Annotated in this window: 15 protein-coding genes; 8 read left to right on the forward strand and 7 right to left on the reverse strand. The window is 48.5% G+C overall.

The features are described from left to right. Positions 1-61: 61 nt before the first annotated feature. The 5 genes from HAL07_RS04140 (at position 62) to HAL07_RS04160 (ending at position 4,604) form a co-directional block, all read left to right on the forward strand. Positions 62-1,213, forward strand: a complete 1,152-nt coding sequence (locus HAL07_RS04140) for a pyridoxal-phosphate-dependent aminotransferase family protein (protein WP_053945211.1) — start codon at positions 62-64, stop codon at positions 1,211-1,213. Continuing rightward, positions 1,213-1,677, forward strand: a complete 465-nt coding sequence (locus HAL07_RS04145) for a phosphoribosyltransferase (RefSeq protein WP_053945212.1) — start codon at positions 1,213-1,215, stop codon at positions 1,675-1,677. Before HAL07_RS04140 ends, HAL07_RS04145 begins: the two co-directional genes overlap by 1 nt. Further along, the gene (gene rimO / locus HAL07_RS04150; RefSeq protein ID WP_053945213.1) at positions 1,670-2,965 is read left to right on the forward strand and encodes a 30S ribosomal protein S12 methylthiotransferase RimO; all 1,296 of its coding nucleotides are present in this window, start codon (positions 1,670-1,672) and stop codon (positions 2,963-2,965) included. The genes HAL07_RS04145 and rimO overlap by 8 nt, the downstream gene beginning before the upstream one ends. A 390-nt stretch (positions 2,966-3,355) precedes the next feature. Next, the gene (locus HAL07_RS04155; protein WP_053945214.1) at positions 3,356-4,081 is read left to right on the forward strand and encodes a glycosyltransferase family protein; all 726 of its coding nucleotides are present in this window, start codon (positions 3,356-3,358) and stop codon (positions 4,079-4,081) included. A gap of 64 nt (positions 4,082-4,145) precedes the next feature. Beyond that, positions 4,146-4,604: a glycosyltransferase family 4 protein gene (locus HAL07_RS04160; protein ID WP_231624651.1), complete on the forward strand. Its 459-nt coding sequence runs from the start codon at positions 4,146-4,148 to the stop codon at positions 4,602-4,604. A gap of 135 nt (positions 4,605-4,739) precedes the next feature. On the opposite strand, the gene gad is transcribed toward HAL07_RS04160, so the two are convergent. The 7 genes from gad to HAL07_RS04195 all read right to left on the reverse strand — a co-directional run bounded on the left by gad (position 4,740) and on the right by HAL07_RS04195 (position 11,635). Continuing rightward, positions 4,740-6,188: a glutamate decarboxylase gene (gad, locus tag HAL07_RS04165; protein ID WP_053945215.1), complete on the reverse strand. Its 1,449-nt coding sequence runs from the start codon at positions 6,186-6,188 to the stop codon at positions 4,740-4,742. 46 nt (positions 6,189-6,234) lie between these two features. Next, on the reverse strand, positions 6,235-6,690 hold the full coding sequence (gene bcp / locus HAL07_RS04170) for a thioredoxin-dependent thiol peroxidase (RefSeq protein ID WP_053945216.1): 456 nt from the start codon (positions 6,688-6,690) through the stop codon (positions 6,235-6,237). 9 nt (positions 6,691-6,699) lie between these two features. Further along, positions 6,700-7,341, reverse strand: a complete 642-nt coding sequence (locus tag HAL07_RS04175) for a LutC/YkgG family protein (protein ID WP_053945217.1) — start codon at positions 7,339-7,341, stop codon at positions 6,700-6,702. After that, complete coding sequence (locus HAL07_RS04180; RefSeq protein ID WP_053940902.1) at positions 7,334-8,785, reverse strand: LutB/LldF family L-lactate oxidation iron-sulfur protein; 1,452 nt, start codon at positions 8,783-8,785, stop codon at positions 7,334-7,336. The genes HAL07_RS04175 and HAL07_RS04180 overlap by 8 nt, the downstream gene beginning before the upstream one ends. A 1-nt stretch (position 8,786) precedes the next feature. Continuing rightward, positions 8,787-9,518 (reverse strand): (Fe-S)-binding protein, encoded by a 732-nt coding sequence (locus HAL07_RS04185; RefSeq protein WP_053945218.1) that lies wholly within the window; start codon positions 9,516-9,518, stop codon positions 8,787-8,789. A gap of 93 nt (positions 9,519-9,611) precedes the next feature. After that, positions 9,612-10,739 (reverse strand): DNA type IV secretion system protein ComB10, encoded by a 1,128-nt coding sequence (locus tag HAL07_RS04190; RefSeq protein ID WP_053945219.1) that lies wholly within the window; start codon positions 10,737-10,739, stop codon positions 9,612-9,614. Further along, on the reverse strand, positions 10,736-11,635 hold the full coding sequence (locus HAL07_RS04195) for a TrbG/VirB9 family P-type conjugative transfer protein (protein WP_053945296.1): 900 nt from the start codon (positions 11,633-11,635) through the stop codon (positions 10,736-10,738). Before HAL07_RS04195 ends, HAL07_RS04190 begins: the two co-directional genes overlap by 4 nt. 90 nt (positions 11,636-11,725) lie before the next feature. On the opposite strand from HAL07_RS04195, the gene HAL07_RS04200 reads away from it, so the two are divergent. Genes HAL07_RS04200 through HAL07_RS04210 form a run of 3 tightly spaced genes read left to right on the forward strand, consistent with a single transcriptional unit; the run spans position 11,726 to position 14,099 of the window. Beyond that, positions 11,726-12,769, forward strand: coding sequence for a flagellar basal body P-ring protein FlgI (locus tag HAL07_RS04200; protein WP_053945220.1), 1,044 nt, complete (start codon positions 11,726-11,728; stop codon positions 12,767-12,769). After that, positions 12,766-13,086, forward strand: a complete 321-nt coding sequence (locus tag HAL07_RS04205) for a hypothetical protein (RefSeq protein ID WP_053945221.1) — start codon at positions 12,766-12,768, stop codon at positions 13,084-13,086. Before HAL07_RS04200 ends, HAL07_RS04205 begins: the two co-directional genes overlap by 4 nt. Beyond that, positions 13,083-14,099, forward strand: a complete 1,017-nt coding sequence (locus HAL07_RS04210; RefSeq protein ID WP_053941302.1) for a sensor histidine kinase — start codon at positions 13,083-13,085, stop codon at positions 14,097-14,099. The genes HAL07_RS04205 and HAL07_RS04210 overlap by 4 nt, the downstream gene beginning before the upstream one ends. The last annotated feature ends 35 nt before the right edge of the window (positions 14,100-14,134 follow it).

Raw genomic sequence — 14,134 nt, forward strand, 5'->3', positions numbered from 1 at the left:
CCTTTAGATCAATTATACACCAAAAGTCGCGGGTTTATGTTATACTCAAGGCTTACACGCCATGAAAAGAGGACTAGTGAAATCCACACAAACTTTGCTCTTCACGCCCGGGCCCACACCCCTTCACCCCGCTATTGCCAACACCCTAAGCCAGCCCATCCCCCACCACCGCACGCCAGAGTTTGAGGCGATTTTTGGCTCTGTGCGCCAACAACTAAAGGACATGATCGGTTTGGTCGAGGTCTTGGCCTTAGTTAGCAGCGGCACGGGGGCGATGGAGGCGGCCCTGTTGCAATTTGTGCGCCCCAGCACAGAGCCCGCTTTGTTGGTGCTAAATAATGGCAAGTTTGGCGAACGCTTTGGCAAAATCGCTCAAGCGCACGGCCTAAGCGTGGTGGAGATCAAAAGCGCGTGGGACACCCCCATTAGCCCTAAACAAGTGCTCGAGGCCTTGCAAGCAAACCCGAGCATTCAGGCGATCGCCTTGCAAGTGTGCGACTCTTCAGGAGGGTTGCGCCTAGACTTTGAAAACATCACCAAGACAGCTAAACAACACAATCCAAAGATCGTTACAATCATCGATGCCATCACGGCCTTGGGGGTCGAGCCTTTGCAAACAAGCCATGTGGATGTGCTGATTGGGGGGAGCCAAAAGGCGTTCATGTTGCCCGTGGGCTTAAGCTTTGTGGGCTTAAGCGATTTTGCGCTCTCACAATTAGAGGATCGGGGCTATTACTTTAACCTCAAGCTGGAGCTCAAAAACCAACAAAAGAACACCACCGCCTTTACTGCCGGCATATCGCACATTTTGGGGCTAAAAACTTACTTTGAGTGCGTGCAAAATTTAGGCGGGCTAGACAACCTCTACTTAGCCACTAAAAAACGCGCAGAGAGCACAAATAAAGCCCTTGAGGCCCTAGGGCTTGCAATCTACCCTAAAACCCCCGCGCTGTGTATGTCTGTGATCCACCACGAGCGGGCTAAAGACATTAGAAAGCACTTAAATACGAAATATGGCGTGCTTGTGGCAGGCGGGCAGGACGCGTTAAAAGATTATCTTTTGCGCATCAACCACATGGGGCTTATTGAGGTCTATCAAAGCGCGTGGGTGCTAAATGCCCTAGAACAAAGCCTTGTGGATTTGGGCTTACGCCCTAGCTTTGAGGGCGTGGCAATAAAAGCTTTCATGCAACACCACTACAAGGAGATTTAATGCGGCTTTACTACGGCTACAACGAGTTTAGACAGGATGTTGTGGATTTGGCCAAAATGGTTGAAGCCAACTTCAAGCCCCAAGCGATTGTTTCAATCCTGCGCGGAGGCATGACCCTAGCGCATTTTTTAGGGCTTTATTGGGACATGAAAGAGGTTTATGCCATCAACGCCAGCTCTTATAGCACCGATCGCAAGCAAGGGGAGTTACACATTGAGAATATCCCCCAACTCAAACCCGCACACAAAGAGATTTTAGTGGTGGATGAGATCGTGGATAGTGGCCGTAGCTTTTTGGGCGTGATGGAGATTTTAAAGCAACGCTACCCCAACGCCCACTTTAAAAGCGCGGTTCTATTCGCCCACAAGGGCGCACACTTTCAAGCAGACTACACCCTAAAAGAGGCGACTTCGTGGATCGACTTCTTTTGGGAGGTGGATACGCAGGGAGATTACATTGCCTAAATTGCATTTAATCTCTTTGGGTTGCTCTAAAAACTTAGTCGATAGCGAGGTGATGCTTGGCAAACTCGCACACTATGAGCTCACTAGCGATTTGAGTGCAGCCGATGCGATCATTGTCAATACTTGCGGGTTTATCCAGTCAGCCAAAGAGGAGAGCATTAGAGTCTTGCTAGAAGCCATTGGAGGGCGCAAAAAGGGGGCTTTAGTCGTGGCAAGCGGGTGTTTGAGCGCCCGTTATCAAGAGGAGCTGGCCAAAGAATTGCCCGAAATTGACATTTTTACGGGCGTGGGCGATTACGACAAAATAGACATGCTCTTAGCCAAGAAGCAAAGCCAGTTTTCTAAACAAGTCTTTTTAGCCAGCCAACATGCCCGCACCATCATCGGCTCGTCCGTGCATGCCTATGTCAAGCTCTCTGAGGGGTGTAACCAAAATTGTAGTTTCTGTGCGATTCCTAGTTTTAAAGGGCGTTTGCAAAGCAAGAGCATAGAAAGCATTTTAAGCGAAGTGGAGGAGCTTGCCAAAAGGGGCTATGTCGATATAAGTTTTATCGCCCAAGATTCTAGCTCTTACTTACAAGATCAAGGTGTTAAAGAGGGGCTTACCCAGCTCATTAAAGCCATTGACAAACAGGGCGCAATTAAGAGCGCGCGCATCTTTTATCTCTACCCCACAAGCACCACTTTAAAACTCATTGAAGCCATCGCCAACTCGCCCATTTTTGCCAATTACTTTGACATGCCCATCCAGCACATCTCTGATTCCATGCTCAAAACCATGCGCCGCAACTCCACAAAAGCAAAGCACCTAGAACTTTTAGAGGCCATGCGCGCTGTGCCAAATAGCTTTTTGCGCTCCACTTTGCTTTTAGGCCACCCCCACGAGCAAGAGAGGGATATAGACGAGTTGCAAGAGTTTTTAGAGGGCTTTACATTTGACCGCTTAAATCTCTTTGCCTTTAGTGCTGAGGAGGGCACAAGGGCTTATGGCATGCCCCAAATTGCTCCTAAACTTGTCAATGCCCGCATCGATCGCATCAATGCCTTAGTACAAAAACAAGTGCAAATGTCTATGCAGGCTTTAGTGGGGCAGACTTTAGAAGTCATCGTAGAAGGGGCAAGCGAGGACAATCTCTTTTTGCGCGCGCGCGACAAGCGCTGGGGCCTAGAAATTGACGGAGAAATTTTAATCAATGAAAGTTCTTTAGAGCACACCCCCCCGGGGCATTATAAAGCCCTTTGTACCACCTGCCAAGAGGGGATGTTGGTGGGCAAGGTGGTGGCTTAAAGGCGGAAGCTAGCATTCAAGTGGCATGGGCGATCTCTTGAGTGGAGAGCATCGCAAACAATTAAAACGTGCTCAAGATAGAGGGCCGCTGCAATAGGATTGCCTTTAATGGGTAGAGCTGCTAGCACACGAAGCCTGCAGACCTATCCCTTATCCCTATGCTAGGCCGTGGGGCTTTAGTGTGGAGGCTTGCTGTGTGCCTTAAAAAGGCGTGTATGAAAGATCACTGCAAAAAAGCAAGGCCCCTGATGTCCAATTTTAAAGCGTGGGCTCGCCTCTTGCTTGGATCGCGTAACTCTTGCAGAGACTCCTTACTGCAACAGACCTTCGATCATTTGTTTTATCCATTTTGCCCTACAATACAGCTTGAAACCACCACAAAGGCAACGCATGTTGATTCTATGCAGCACCGAGCAATACCACCCTCTGCAAACAGGGCTTGCCACCGCAGATTATGGGCTCACCTACGCTTTAGCTAAAGCAGGGCATAAAGTCTATTGCATCACCAGCAACACTTATGCGAACAAGCCCATCAATCGAAGCGGGGCGACACACAAGGTCAAAAGCGGAGCACTAGAGCGCACAGCCCTAGAAATCGCCTCGAATCTCTTTGTCATCGAGTTTGCGATTGTCCCGGGCGAGCCCTACTATGTGTGGCAGGGTGAAGTGCAAGAATATCAAGACTTTGTAAAAAACTTTAATTGCGATTTGTTCATCACCTCAGCCATTTTAACTTGGACAAGCGATTATATTTTTGACCTGCTTCCCCAATGCCAAGCCAAAAAGAAGGTCTTAAGATCGCATGGCGAGCGGGCACTGATGCACAATTACCCCAAGTCGCCCATCTTTGCGCTCAAGGATTGGATCAGGCGTTTGTACTTTAGCCCGGCGCGCTACAAGAAAGCAACTTACATCCCATGGCTTAGAGCCAAGCTAAGACAAAGCCTTAAATATTACGATTGCGTGTTTTTCTTACACAAGCGCAGCCACGCCCACGACTACCTAAAACCCTATTGCAAGCGGGTCGCGATGTTGCCCAATGGGGTGTTTGAAAAGGACATTTGCCCGCCCAAAACTCTTGAAAGCGTGCTAAAATCCACAATCCACAATCGCTAGTCTTTTAAGCTCTCCTTACTTACTCAATGTCTCCAACTACTACAAAGAAAAGGGGCAGGACTTCGTGTTAAGGGCTTATTATTTGAGCCAAACCACCATCCCCCTCGTCTTTGTCGGCTCTTTAGAGCAGGAAAACACCCTCAGCGATTTAAAGCAACTCAAAGACCAGCTAGAGCGCACACACGGGGCTAAAGAGGTGCATTTTCTCTACCAAGTGGAGCGCGCTGGTGTGTTGGAGCTGTTTAAAAACGCCACGCTGTTTTTACACGCCAGCCATGAAGAGTGCTTCCCAATGGTGATTTTAGAGAGCATGCAATGTGGCGTGCCTTTTCTTTGCACCGATGTGGGCAATGTGCAAGACTTGTGCACCCCATTGATCGTGCAGACCCCCCAAGAGATGGCAGAAAAAATCGATGCCCTGCTAGGCGATCCTGCCCACTACAACGCCACCGCAAAAGAGCTGCACCAAACTATTCAAGACTACACCTACGAGCACATCATCAAGCGCCTTTTAGAGGTGTAGGCTTTAAGGGCTTAAGCCCTCTTGATCCGCGCAAGCCCTCTTAAGAGATGTGTTTTAAATGTTTGGCATTGCAACGCGCGCCTAGCAACAACCCCCCAAAAGTGCCCACCTCCTGCTTGTGATGGCGCTCCAGCACTAATGCACATACCCCACCGGCACAGCCGCACCCCCTTGTGTTGACCGCTTGGGGCGTGCGATGTGCGCTGTGTCTAGCTCTTTAATGGCCTGCTTTAAGTCTTTTAAAAAGAGCGACATTTGTTCCATGCTCTGATCGGCTCTAACGACCACACGCATCACCGACACCTCTTTAAAGTTGGCGGGCAGAGGGTAGGCGGGCACTTGCCAGCCATTAAAACGCAGGCGATCGGCCAAGTCGTAAAGATCCCATTGCTTTTCCTCTTCTACCTTAGCACTCATCGCCCAGCAAACAATGGGGATGTTTTGCCCCTCATTGATCATCTCAAACAGCCCTAAAGATTTGATCCCCTTTGCCAAAAAGAGCCCCACATCGCGGGTTTTGGCATGCACGGCTTTATAGCCCTCAAAGCCCCAGCGCACAAAGCAATAATATTGTGCCCAAATTTGCGAGCCTGAGCGGGAAAAATTGATCTGAAAAGTGGGCTCAAAATCGCCCAAATACGCCACTTTAAAGATCAACTCTTCGGGCAAAAACTCCTTATCCCGCCACAGCACCCAACCAATCCCCGGATACACAAGCCCGTATTTATGCCCCGAAGTGGAGATAGAAGCGACATTTTTTAAGCGAAAATCCCACGCCAAATTAGGCTCCATAAAGGGGAGGTAAAGCCCCCCAGAGGCCGCATCGACATGGATAGGCACGCTGATTTTGGCCGTTTGGTTATAAGCACTTAAAAGCTTGTCTAAAGCGATGATGTCGTCAAAACCGCCCGTATAAGTGATTCCCATGATGGGCACAATGCCAATCGTGTAATCATCGCAAAGCTCAATGGCTTTTTTAGGATCTAGGGTGAGGTTGTTAAAATCGCTTAAGGGCACTTCGCGCAACTCAATATCCCAATACACGCAAAACTTCTCCCACACCACTTGATAGCCCGAGCTCACAATGAGGTTAGGTTTTTTCTTTGCGGTGTCCATGCCTAGCTCTTGCGCCCTCTTGCGCCAGCGAAACTTCATCGCCATCCCGCCCAACATGCACGCCTCTGAAGAGCCCACAGTGGAGGTGCCCATGTAGTCTTCTTGAGGATTGGCATTCCAAAGGTTGGCGATGATATTGACACAGCGCTTTTCTATCTCTGTGGTTTGGGGGTATTCGGATTTGTCAATGGCATTAGTCGCCATCGAATCGAGCATGATTTTCCTAGCCTCCTCCTCCATATAGGTTTGCACGAAGGTACAAAGATTATAGCGGGGATTGCCATCGTGCATCATCTCATCGGCAACCAGCTGGTAGGCGATGCGCGGGTCCATCATCTTTTGCCCTATGGTGTCGCGGGGCAGTAAGACATCGCTTTCTATGCTCCCAAAAATGGGGGTGCAGGAATTGTCCGCTTTGAAGACAAATTTTTCTTCATCTCTTTCAATATGGCTTTTCTTGTGTAGCATTAAAACCTCCTTGTGGCCTAATGATTAGAGCTTCAAGCCAATGAGGCTAAAGAAGCCCCAACACTTTTTGAGCATGTCCTTTGGCTTGGACATTGTAAAGGGCATGGGCGATTTTGCCCTCTTGGTTAATGACAAAAGTGGAGCGAATCAGCCCCACGCTCACCTTGCCATACAAATTTTTCTCGCCATAAGCCCCATAAGCTTTTGCCACTTCGTGGTTAGGATCGCTGAGTAATTCAATGCCTAAACTTTCACTCTCGATAAAATGGCAATGGCTTTTGGCATCGTCCGCGCTCACGCCTAAAATCACCGCTCCCTTCGCCCCAAACTCTGCTTTTAACTTGGTGAAATCTTGCGCCTCAAGGGTGCAACCCGGGGTGTTGTCCTTGGGGTAAAAGTAAAGCACCACAACCTTGCCTAAAAAGTCTTTAAGGCTAACGCTCTGCCCTGTGGCATTGCTTAAAGTGAAGGCGGGAGCTGGGCTCCCTTTTTCTAAACGCATGTTTGCTCCTTAGTATAAGATGACATGGGTCGCCATAGGTCCGTGCACGCCAAAGACGGTTTTTAGCTCAATGTCTGCCGTGCGGCTAGGCCCGCCAATAAAAAGCATATTTGTCGGCAAACGCCCTTCCCCGGCGTTTTTAAGAGCCTCTAGCCCCTGCGCCAAATTTTGCACGATTTTAGATTTATCTAACAAAATCACGCATTTAAGGGTGATGAGAGAAGTCAAACGCGGGGCAAACTTAGAAGACACCACGCCCACAATGCCTAAATTCGCCACGCCACAAGTCGCCTCTAAAATCGCCGTGTCGATGTTAAACAACTCCTCTTTAAACGCCTCTACGGGCTTATCGTAGGGGATTTTTTGGTAAAGATTTTGGGGGTCTAGTTCCTCTAAAGAGCAGGGTAAATTCGTGGCGCACAAGAGTTTTTGGGTTTCAAAACCCTTTAAAGCCTCTTGGATCGCCCCGGGCAAGTCCTCTTTAGCGCACTCTGTGAGTTGGGAGCGGTTAAGCTCTTGAAGGTGCTTGTATTGCTCGATCAAATCCGCTTTCGCGTCTGTAATCATATTTTGATAGGGCAGATTTTCATGGCTAATAGCGTGCCGTTTTAGGGCATTTTGGATGCGTTCAATGACCACTTGCTTACTCATAAATCACCCCCGTTAATTTTTTCACCTCAGCGTGCAAATTGCCATGGATTGTCGGCATTTCTCGATATCTGAGCCACTTTTTCAACACCGGCGTGTAATGCCCGAAGACCTTGCCTAAAGGGGCGAAAACGCCGCTCATGGCCATGACCGCCCGCCACGCCGTGCCATTGCTGGCGATCTTGGCAAACGCCTTCATGCCTAGCTCTTCTAATTTGCTGTGCTTGGTGTCTTTATAGCCCCGCACCACACCCCGCCCCTCATGGCTCTTTTCAGCGCGCAAATCTCTAATGAGTTCGGGCAAGGGGATTTTGACCGGGCACACCTCCCCGCACCGGCCACAAAGGCTGCATAAATTGGCGATGTGGGCGTAATTGTCTAGCCCAAAAAGCTGGGGGGTGATGACAACCCCGATGGGTCCGGGGTAGGTCGCTAAGTAAGCGTGTCCGCCGATTTTGTCATACACGGGGCAGTGGTTCAAGCAAGTCCCACAGCGGATGCAGCTTAAGGCTCTGTAATATTTTTCATCCGCTAGGATATTGCTGCGGTTGTGGTCGAGTAAAATGATGTGCGCCTCTTTGGGCCCGTCTAGCTCGCCCTCTTGGCGCGGACCCGTGATGATGTTTTGATAACAGGTGATTTGCACGCCCACGGCACTGGGGCAAAGCAGGTTGTTTAAGATCGAAGCATCTTCAAAGCTTTCGACCATTTTTTCAATCCCACAAATGGCGACATGGATATCGCAGGCGGTGGTGCACATGCGCCCATTGCCCTCATTCTCCACAAGCCAAATCGCCCCCTCATTGGCGATGGCAAAATTCACCCCCGAAATCCCCATTTTAAATCCCTCAAACTCGCCGCGCATGTGCTTTCTGGCAATGCCATTGAGCTTTTCAGGTTCGCTCTCTAGGGGCGCGCCTAGCTTTTCTTGGAAAATCTTACCCACTTGGTGGCGGTTTTTGTGGATGGCAGGCACCACGATATGTACGGGGTGTTCATCAATCAGCTGGATGATGAGCTCGCCCAAATCCGTTTCTTTGGCGACAATCCCCTTTTCCTTCATATACCGGTTGAGCTCGATTTCCTCGCTCGCCATCGACTTGCCCTTTAAAATGCGCTCAACGCCCCGCTCTTTGGCGAGCTTGTAGATGATCTCATTGGCATCTTTTGCCGTGCTGGCATAATGCACCACAAAGCCATTTTTTGTGGCGTTTTCCTCAAAGCGTTGGACATAGGTGTCTAGTTGGGCCAAGACTTTTAATTTTGCATTTTGCCCCATCGTGCGTAATTGCTCCCACTCTGGGTAACGATCTTCTAGTAGGTCTTTGCGCTTGTGGATTAAAGTGTCCATCGCTGAGCGCAAGTTGGTGCGTAATTGCGCATCGTTTAACTTCTCGCCGATGACTTGTTCGTAATCGTGGTCGCTGTGTGTGGTGGTGTGTGTCATGTCAAACTCCTAATCCCACTCTTTGGGCTAAAAAGTCGTAAAAGTGCATGGCCTTTGTGTTGCTATTCATTTTAGCCATCGCGCCGCTGATGTTGAGCAAACAGCCCGCATCGGCCGAGAGGACACACTGCACTTGGCGGCTTTCAATGTCGTGGATTTTCTCTTGCACCATGGCGTTAGAAATCTCGGGTTCTTTGACCGCAAAAGTCCCCCCAAACCCGCAACACTCCTCCTCCCTTTGCAAAGGCACTAACTCGACATTAGACAGCTGGGCAATGATTTTCTTCGCGCTTTCAATCACCTTTGACACCCTTAAAGCGTGGCAATTCGAATGCCAAGTAACTTTAATGGGCGCGCCCGTGTCGGTGTAGCGCACCTCTAGTTTTTTGTCTAAAAACTCGGAGAGTTCAAACACCCTTGAAGCGAAGTTTTTCACTTCCTCGTATTCCTTATGCCCCTCAAACAGCTCTAAATAATCGTGCGCCATCATCCCCACGCACGAGCCACTAGGCACAATGACTGGGTAATCCTCTTTAAAGAGGCGGACATTGTGTAACACAATTTGGCGAGTCTGCTCGTAGTAACCTGAGTTGTAGCTAGGTTGTCCGCAACAGGTTTGATCTTTTTTAAAGATCACCTCCACCCCCTCCCTTTGCAAAAGTTTAATGCAATTTAGTGCCGTTTGGCTAAACACAGCCCCCCCTAGACAAGTGGCAAAAAAATAGACTTTCATTAGGTTTCCTTGCGTTAAAATCAACAAAATTACATTATATACAAAATTCCCACAAATATACCGACTAGACTATAATAATGCTAAAACACTTGTTTAAGGCGGGTTGTGTTTAAAAAACTTCGCCACCACCTCGCCCTCTGTGGGAGTGGGGAAAAATATATCTAAGTTGGGCGAAATGAACACCCTAGAGCCCTCCCTAACGATGATAATGGGCTTTAAGTTGCTCTTGTCCTTTAAGATTTGGGCGATGATTTGGTTTAAGCCCATCCCCGTTTGGCGGGTCAGTTGCATGAGCAAGAAGTCGCCAAAGAGATTATTTTTGCCTGTTTTATTGGCAAGGGCTGAGGTCAAGGCGATCAACAGCCCATTAGAGAGGGTGGAGACCAATAAGGGCATGCCATAGCGTTGGAAGTTGTGCGTGATCATTTGCCCGACCAAACCGCTATAACCCTTGACATCCGCCCCCTTAGCGTTGGTGAGCGTGATATTGACCCCTTGCGGGGTGATGATGCGACTCCACACAATGTCTAGGCGGTATTCGCCTATTTTGTTGTTGTTGCTGTAATAACCGATGACTTTTGAGCCTTTAGGGATGAGCACCGCCCTCCCCATGTTGGCGAAAATGTCGCTCTCCACTTGCGCCACAACCTTGCCGGCAAGCTGGGAGCTAATGGGCGTTACTAAAAACGCGGGGATCATTTTATCGGCAGTGATGGTGCGCAGCAGGCGGTTTTCATGCGTGGCTAAATCGTGGGTTTTTAAATTTTCAAAGTGGCTTGCCCCATAGTCGATCTCTTTTTCTTGTGACTCTTCAAAGCCTTGAATGCGCTCATTGAGAGCGTTTTCAATGTCTAATTCCTCTTGGGTGGGTTCAGCGGGCTCTAGCTCTTGTTCTTGCTCTTCTTGTGGCTGGGCTTCTTGGGGGGGCTCTACTTCTTGGGGCGGGGGGGCTTTTTTGGCTTGCTCTAATTGTGCTTTTAAATTGGCGATCTCTTTGGCATTTTCTTGCAAGAGTGCTTGCAAGTGGGCAATCTTGGGGTCCTCTTTAGGTGGGGGTTCTTTAGGCGGGGGTGTAAAAAGATAGTCGGCTAGGGGGTAATTGGTGTCTTTTAAATCCAACACTTCGGGGGCTTTTTTGGGTTTGTTGAGGATTAAGGAAGCAACAAACACCGCCACCATTGCGCCCCCAAAAAACAAAGCCTTTTTCACAAAGGGCTTCATTTAACTTTACGCACGCAAGCGTGGATTTTGCCCTCTCTTAGAGTCCACTTAGCGGCGATGTCCTCGGCGATGAGGTAATCGCCCACAATGCGGGTGTTGATGGGGTTGTCATAGCCATCCACGACTTTATACGCCACGGGGAATTTCACGCTGGAGCGGTGGCTGTCAAATTTAAAGTAAGTGAAGTGCTTGTCGTTAAAAATGTCAAGCGGCTGAATGCGGGCTTTAAAAGCGGCTTTACACAGCCACAAACAAAACCACGCCCGCCTTTTGCCCCCAAGCACCCGATAACCCCGTTGCATTTGGCTTTTATCCACTAAAAGCACATTGCCCCCCGTGCCGATTTTTAAGAATTGCTGATTGGTGGGGGTTTGGGGCTTGTTTTCAAGCGTGGCTAGGGGCTGGCCCTGCGCCTGCTTGTCCATAAAAAAGTGCTGGTTAGACACATAGACATTTAAAATCGGGTTTTTGGGGCTGGTAAAAGTTGTGGAGAAAATGTAAAAGGCATAGATTTTACCGCTCGCTCCGATGACATTTAAATTCGAGTCGATCCCCACCTCTAGGGGCTTGATTAAGAGCACATTGCGCCCTAGCGTTTTGGTACTAAAACCGATGTCATCTCCCAGCACCACCTCAGCGATGGGTTCGCTAAAAACGAGGGTCGTAACCATGGCGTAGCGTAAGCGCAATTTTGGCATCTGCCCGAGTTTGTAATCAATAAAAAGCGTGTTATCTAAGTCGCCATGTGCCCTGCTAAAAAAGCTGTTTTGGATGGCGTGTAGGTCTTGGATCGTGTGCTCTTGGGGGGATTCTTGGCCGTCCTCGCTTTCTAAAACTTGAGCCAAACACACACAAGGGAGCACAACACACAACAAAAACCTAAGAAATCCCCACATAGAGGGCATTATAACAGACTAAAACAACGCTTTTGCGCCAAAGTCTAGGGGCTTAGATTTTTTAAAAGATATTTGGGTAAAATCTAAACCATGTTTAAAAAATGCGCTTGGGTTTTGTGCTTGTGTGGGGCGTTAGGTGTGTCCTTGCACGCCGAGAAAATTGAGGATGTCGCCAATATCGTGGGCGTGCGCGACAACCAGCTGATCGGCTATGGTTTGGTGATCGGGCTTAATGGCACGGGGGATAAGTCGGGCTCAAAATTTACCATGCAATCCATCGCCAACATGCTAGAGAGTGTGAATGTCAAGGTGTCGCCCGATGACATTAAGTCTAAAAATGTCGCCGCTGTGATGATCACCGCGACCCTACCCTCCTTTGCAAGACAGGGCGATAAAATTGATGTACAAATCTCCTCCATCGGGGATGCAAAGTCGATCGATCACGGCGTGCTGGTGATGACCCCTTTGACCGCCATTGATGGCAACATCTACGCCATCGCGCAAGGGAGTGTGAGTCTAGGCAACTCGGCTAATTTGCTTTCAGGTACGATTGTCAATGGGGCGACCATTGAGCGCGAAGTGGTCTATGATTTGGCGCATAAAAATGCCATGACTTTGAGCCTAAAACGCCCCGACTTTAAAAACGCCGTGAAAATCCAAGAAGCCCTAAACAAAGCCTTTAAAGAACCCGTAGCCCTAGCCATTGACCCTAAAACGATCAAGCTAAAAAAGCCCGAAAAACTCACCATGGTCGAGTTTTTGGCTTTAATCCAGGAAGTCAATATTGACTACAGCAACCAAAATAAGATCATCATTGACGAGAAGTCGGGCACGGTGGTGGCGGGCGTGGATATTGAGGTGCATCCGGTGGTTGTAACAAGTGGGGACATCACGATTAAAATCACCCCCGAGCCTTTAGAGCCTAAAAAGGGTAAGGCGAAAAAGGACATTGCCAAACTAGGGCCAAACACCGCCCTAGACACGAAAGAAAATATTTTAAGCACGCCCAAAGCCACGATCGCTAGCGTGGTGAAGGCGTTGCAAAAAATCGGGGTGGGGTCTAAGAGCATCGTTTCTATCCTAGAGGCCATGAAAAAAAGCGGCGCGATCAGCGCAGAAATGGAGGTCATATGATCAAAAATAACCTAGACATTTACAACAACTACCTAGCCAATAAACTAGACGCGAACAAGCTTAAAAACGCCAAGGGGGGCAAGCTAGAGGATCAACAGCTTAAAACCCAAACCGATGCTTTCGAGTCTTTGCTCTTAAAATTCATGCTCGACACCGCCCTAAAGCTAGACAACCCGCTTTATCCTAAGCAAGCGGGCAGCGAGATTTACCAATCCATGTATAAAGACTCGCTCTCAAACCAATTAAGCGGGCATTTTGGGTACAGCGAATTGTTGTTTAACTTCTTAAAAGAGCAAGAGGCGCAGAAAAAAGGGTGAGCCCGCTTGTGGATCAAAACATCTTAGACAACATAGGCGGGCAAGACAGACAAGAGCTCTTGCGTTTGCTGAATGAGTTTATCTTGCAAAGCTATAAGGTTGAAAAAGAGTTTAAAGACTATAAAGCCCTTTACGAGTGGGTGATTGAAATTTTACCCCAAGCCATTTGGGTGATTAATGAAAACAAAAGCTTTTTTTACAAAAACAGCAAGGCGATCGAGAGCCAAGAGGTCTTTGAAAAAGCCAAAGCTTTAGGTTTTAACACCGAGATTGAGCATGCGGGCAAGAACTACCTTTTCCAAAACAACAAAATCCAAGGTAAGGAGATCATCACCGCCACAGACATCACCAAGCAAAAACGCCAAGAGCGCTTGGTCTCTATGGGTAAAATCTCCGCGCACTTGGCGCATGAGATTAGAAACCCTGTGGGCTCGATCTCGCTTTTAACTTCGGTTTTGCTTAAAAAAGTGGATGACAAGACCAAACCCATTGTCTTTGAGTTGCAACGCGCGCTGTGGCGCGTGGAGCGCATCATTAAGGCGACTTTATTATTTTCTAAAGGCGTGCATGCCAATAAAATCCCCCAAAGCTTGAGCCTGCTAGAAGATGAGATCAAAGAAGCTCTAAACCAATACAGCTACACCAAAGACATTAGCTTAAAAACCGCCATCGCCCCCTTGATGGCATCCTATGATTTAAGCCTGCTTTCCATCGCTTTGCAAAACTTTTTATACAACGCCATAGACGCGATTGAGGAGGGAGCTGAAGAGGAGGGGCATATTGAGGTGTGCGCCTTTGAGGAAAACGAGTGGGTGGTGTTTCACATTAAAGACGATGGCAAAGAAGTTTTGGATAAAGAATTGTTGTTTGAGCCCTTTGAAACCACGAAATTGAAGGGCAATGGGCTAGGCTTGGCCTTATCCTTGCAAGTCGTGCAAGCGCACGGGGGCAAAATCACTTTGCTAGAGAGCGCAGAAAAAACCTTTGAAATCCGCATTTTAAAAGACTTATAGGCATCGCTAGTTTATGCTTTTGTGCTATGATAGGC

This window comes from Helicobacter ailurogastricus (assembly GCF_001282945.1).
Taxonomy (GTDB): Bacteria; Campylobacterota; Campylobacteria; order Campylobacterales; family Helicobacteraceae; genus Helicobacter; species Helicobacter ailurogastricus.

Excerpts from the sequence above, each read along its gene's own strand:
- HAL07_RS04140 (WP_053945211.1), top strand. The coding sequence starts at position 62 with ATGAAAAGAGGACTAGTGAAATCCACACAAACTTTGCTCTTCACGCCC.
- HAL07_RS04145 (WP_053945212.1), top strand. The coding sequence starts at position 1,213 with ATGCGGCTTTACTACGGCTACAACGAGTTTAGACAGGATGTTGTGGAT.
- HAL07_RS04155 (WP_053945214.1), top strand. The coding sequence starts at position 3,356 with ATGTTGATTCTATGCAGCACCGAGCAATACCACCCTCTGCAAACAGGG.
- gad (WP_053945215.1), bottom strand. The coding sequence starts at position 6,188 with ATGCTACACAAGAAAAGCCATATTGAAAGAGATGAAGAAAAATTTGTC.
- bcp (WP_053945216.1), bottom strand. The coding sequence starts at position 6,690 with ATGCGTTTAGAAAAAGGGAGCCCAGCTCCCGCCTTCACTTTAAGCAAT.
- HAL07_RS04175 (WP_053945217.1), bottom strand. The coding sequence starts at position 7,341 with ATGAGTAAGCAAGTGGTCATTGAACGCATCCAAAATGCCCTAAAACGG.
- HAL07_RS04180 (WP_053940902.1), bottom strand. The coding sequence starts at position 8,785 with ATGACACACACCACCACACACAGCGACCACGATTACGAACAAGTCATC.
- HAL07_RS04185 (WP_053945218.1), bottom strand. The coding sequence starts at position 9,518 with ATGAAAGTCTATTTTTTTGCCACTTGTCTAGGGGGGGCTGTGTTTAGC.
- HAL07_RS04190 (WP_053945219.1), bottom strand. The coding sequence starts at position 10,739 with ATGAAGCCCTTTGTGAAAAAGGCTTTGTTTTTTGGGGGCGCAATGGTG.
- HAL07_RS04195 (WP_053945296.1), bottom strand. The coding sequence starts at position 11,635 with ATGTGGGGATTTCTTAGGTTTTTGTTGTGTGTTGTGCTCCCTTGTGTG.
- HAL07_RS04200 (WP_053945220.1), top strand. The coding sequence starts at position 11,726 with ATGTTTAAAAAATGCGCTTGGGTTTTGTGCTTGTGTGGGGCGTTAGGT.
- HAL07_RS04205 (WP_053945221.1), top strand. The coding sequence starts at position 12,766 with ATGATCAAAAATAACCTAGACATTTACAACAACTACCTAGCCAATAAA.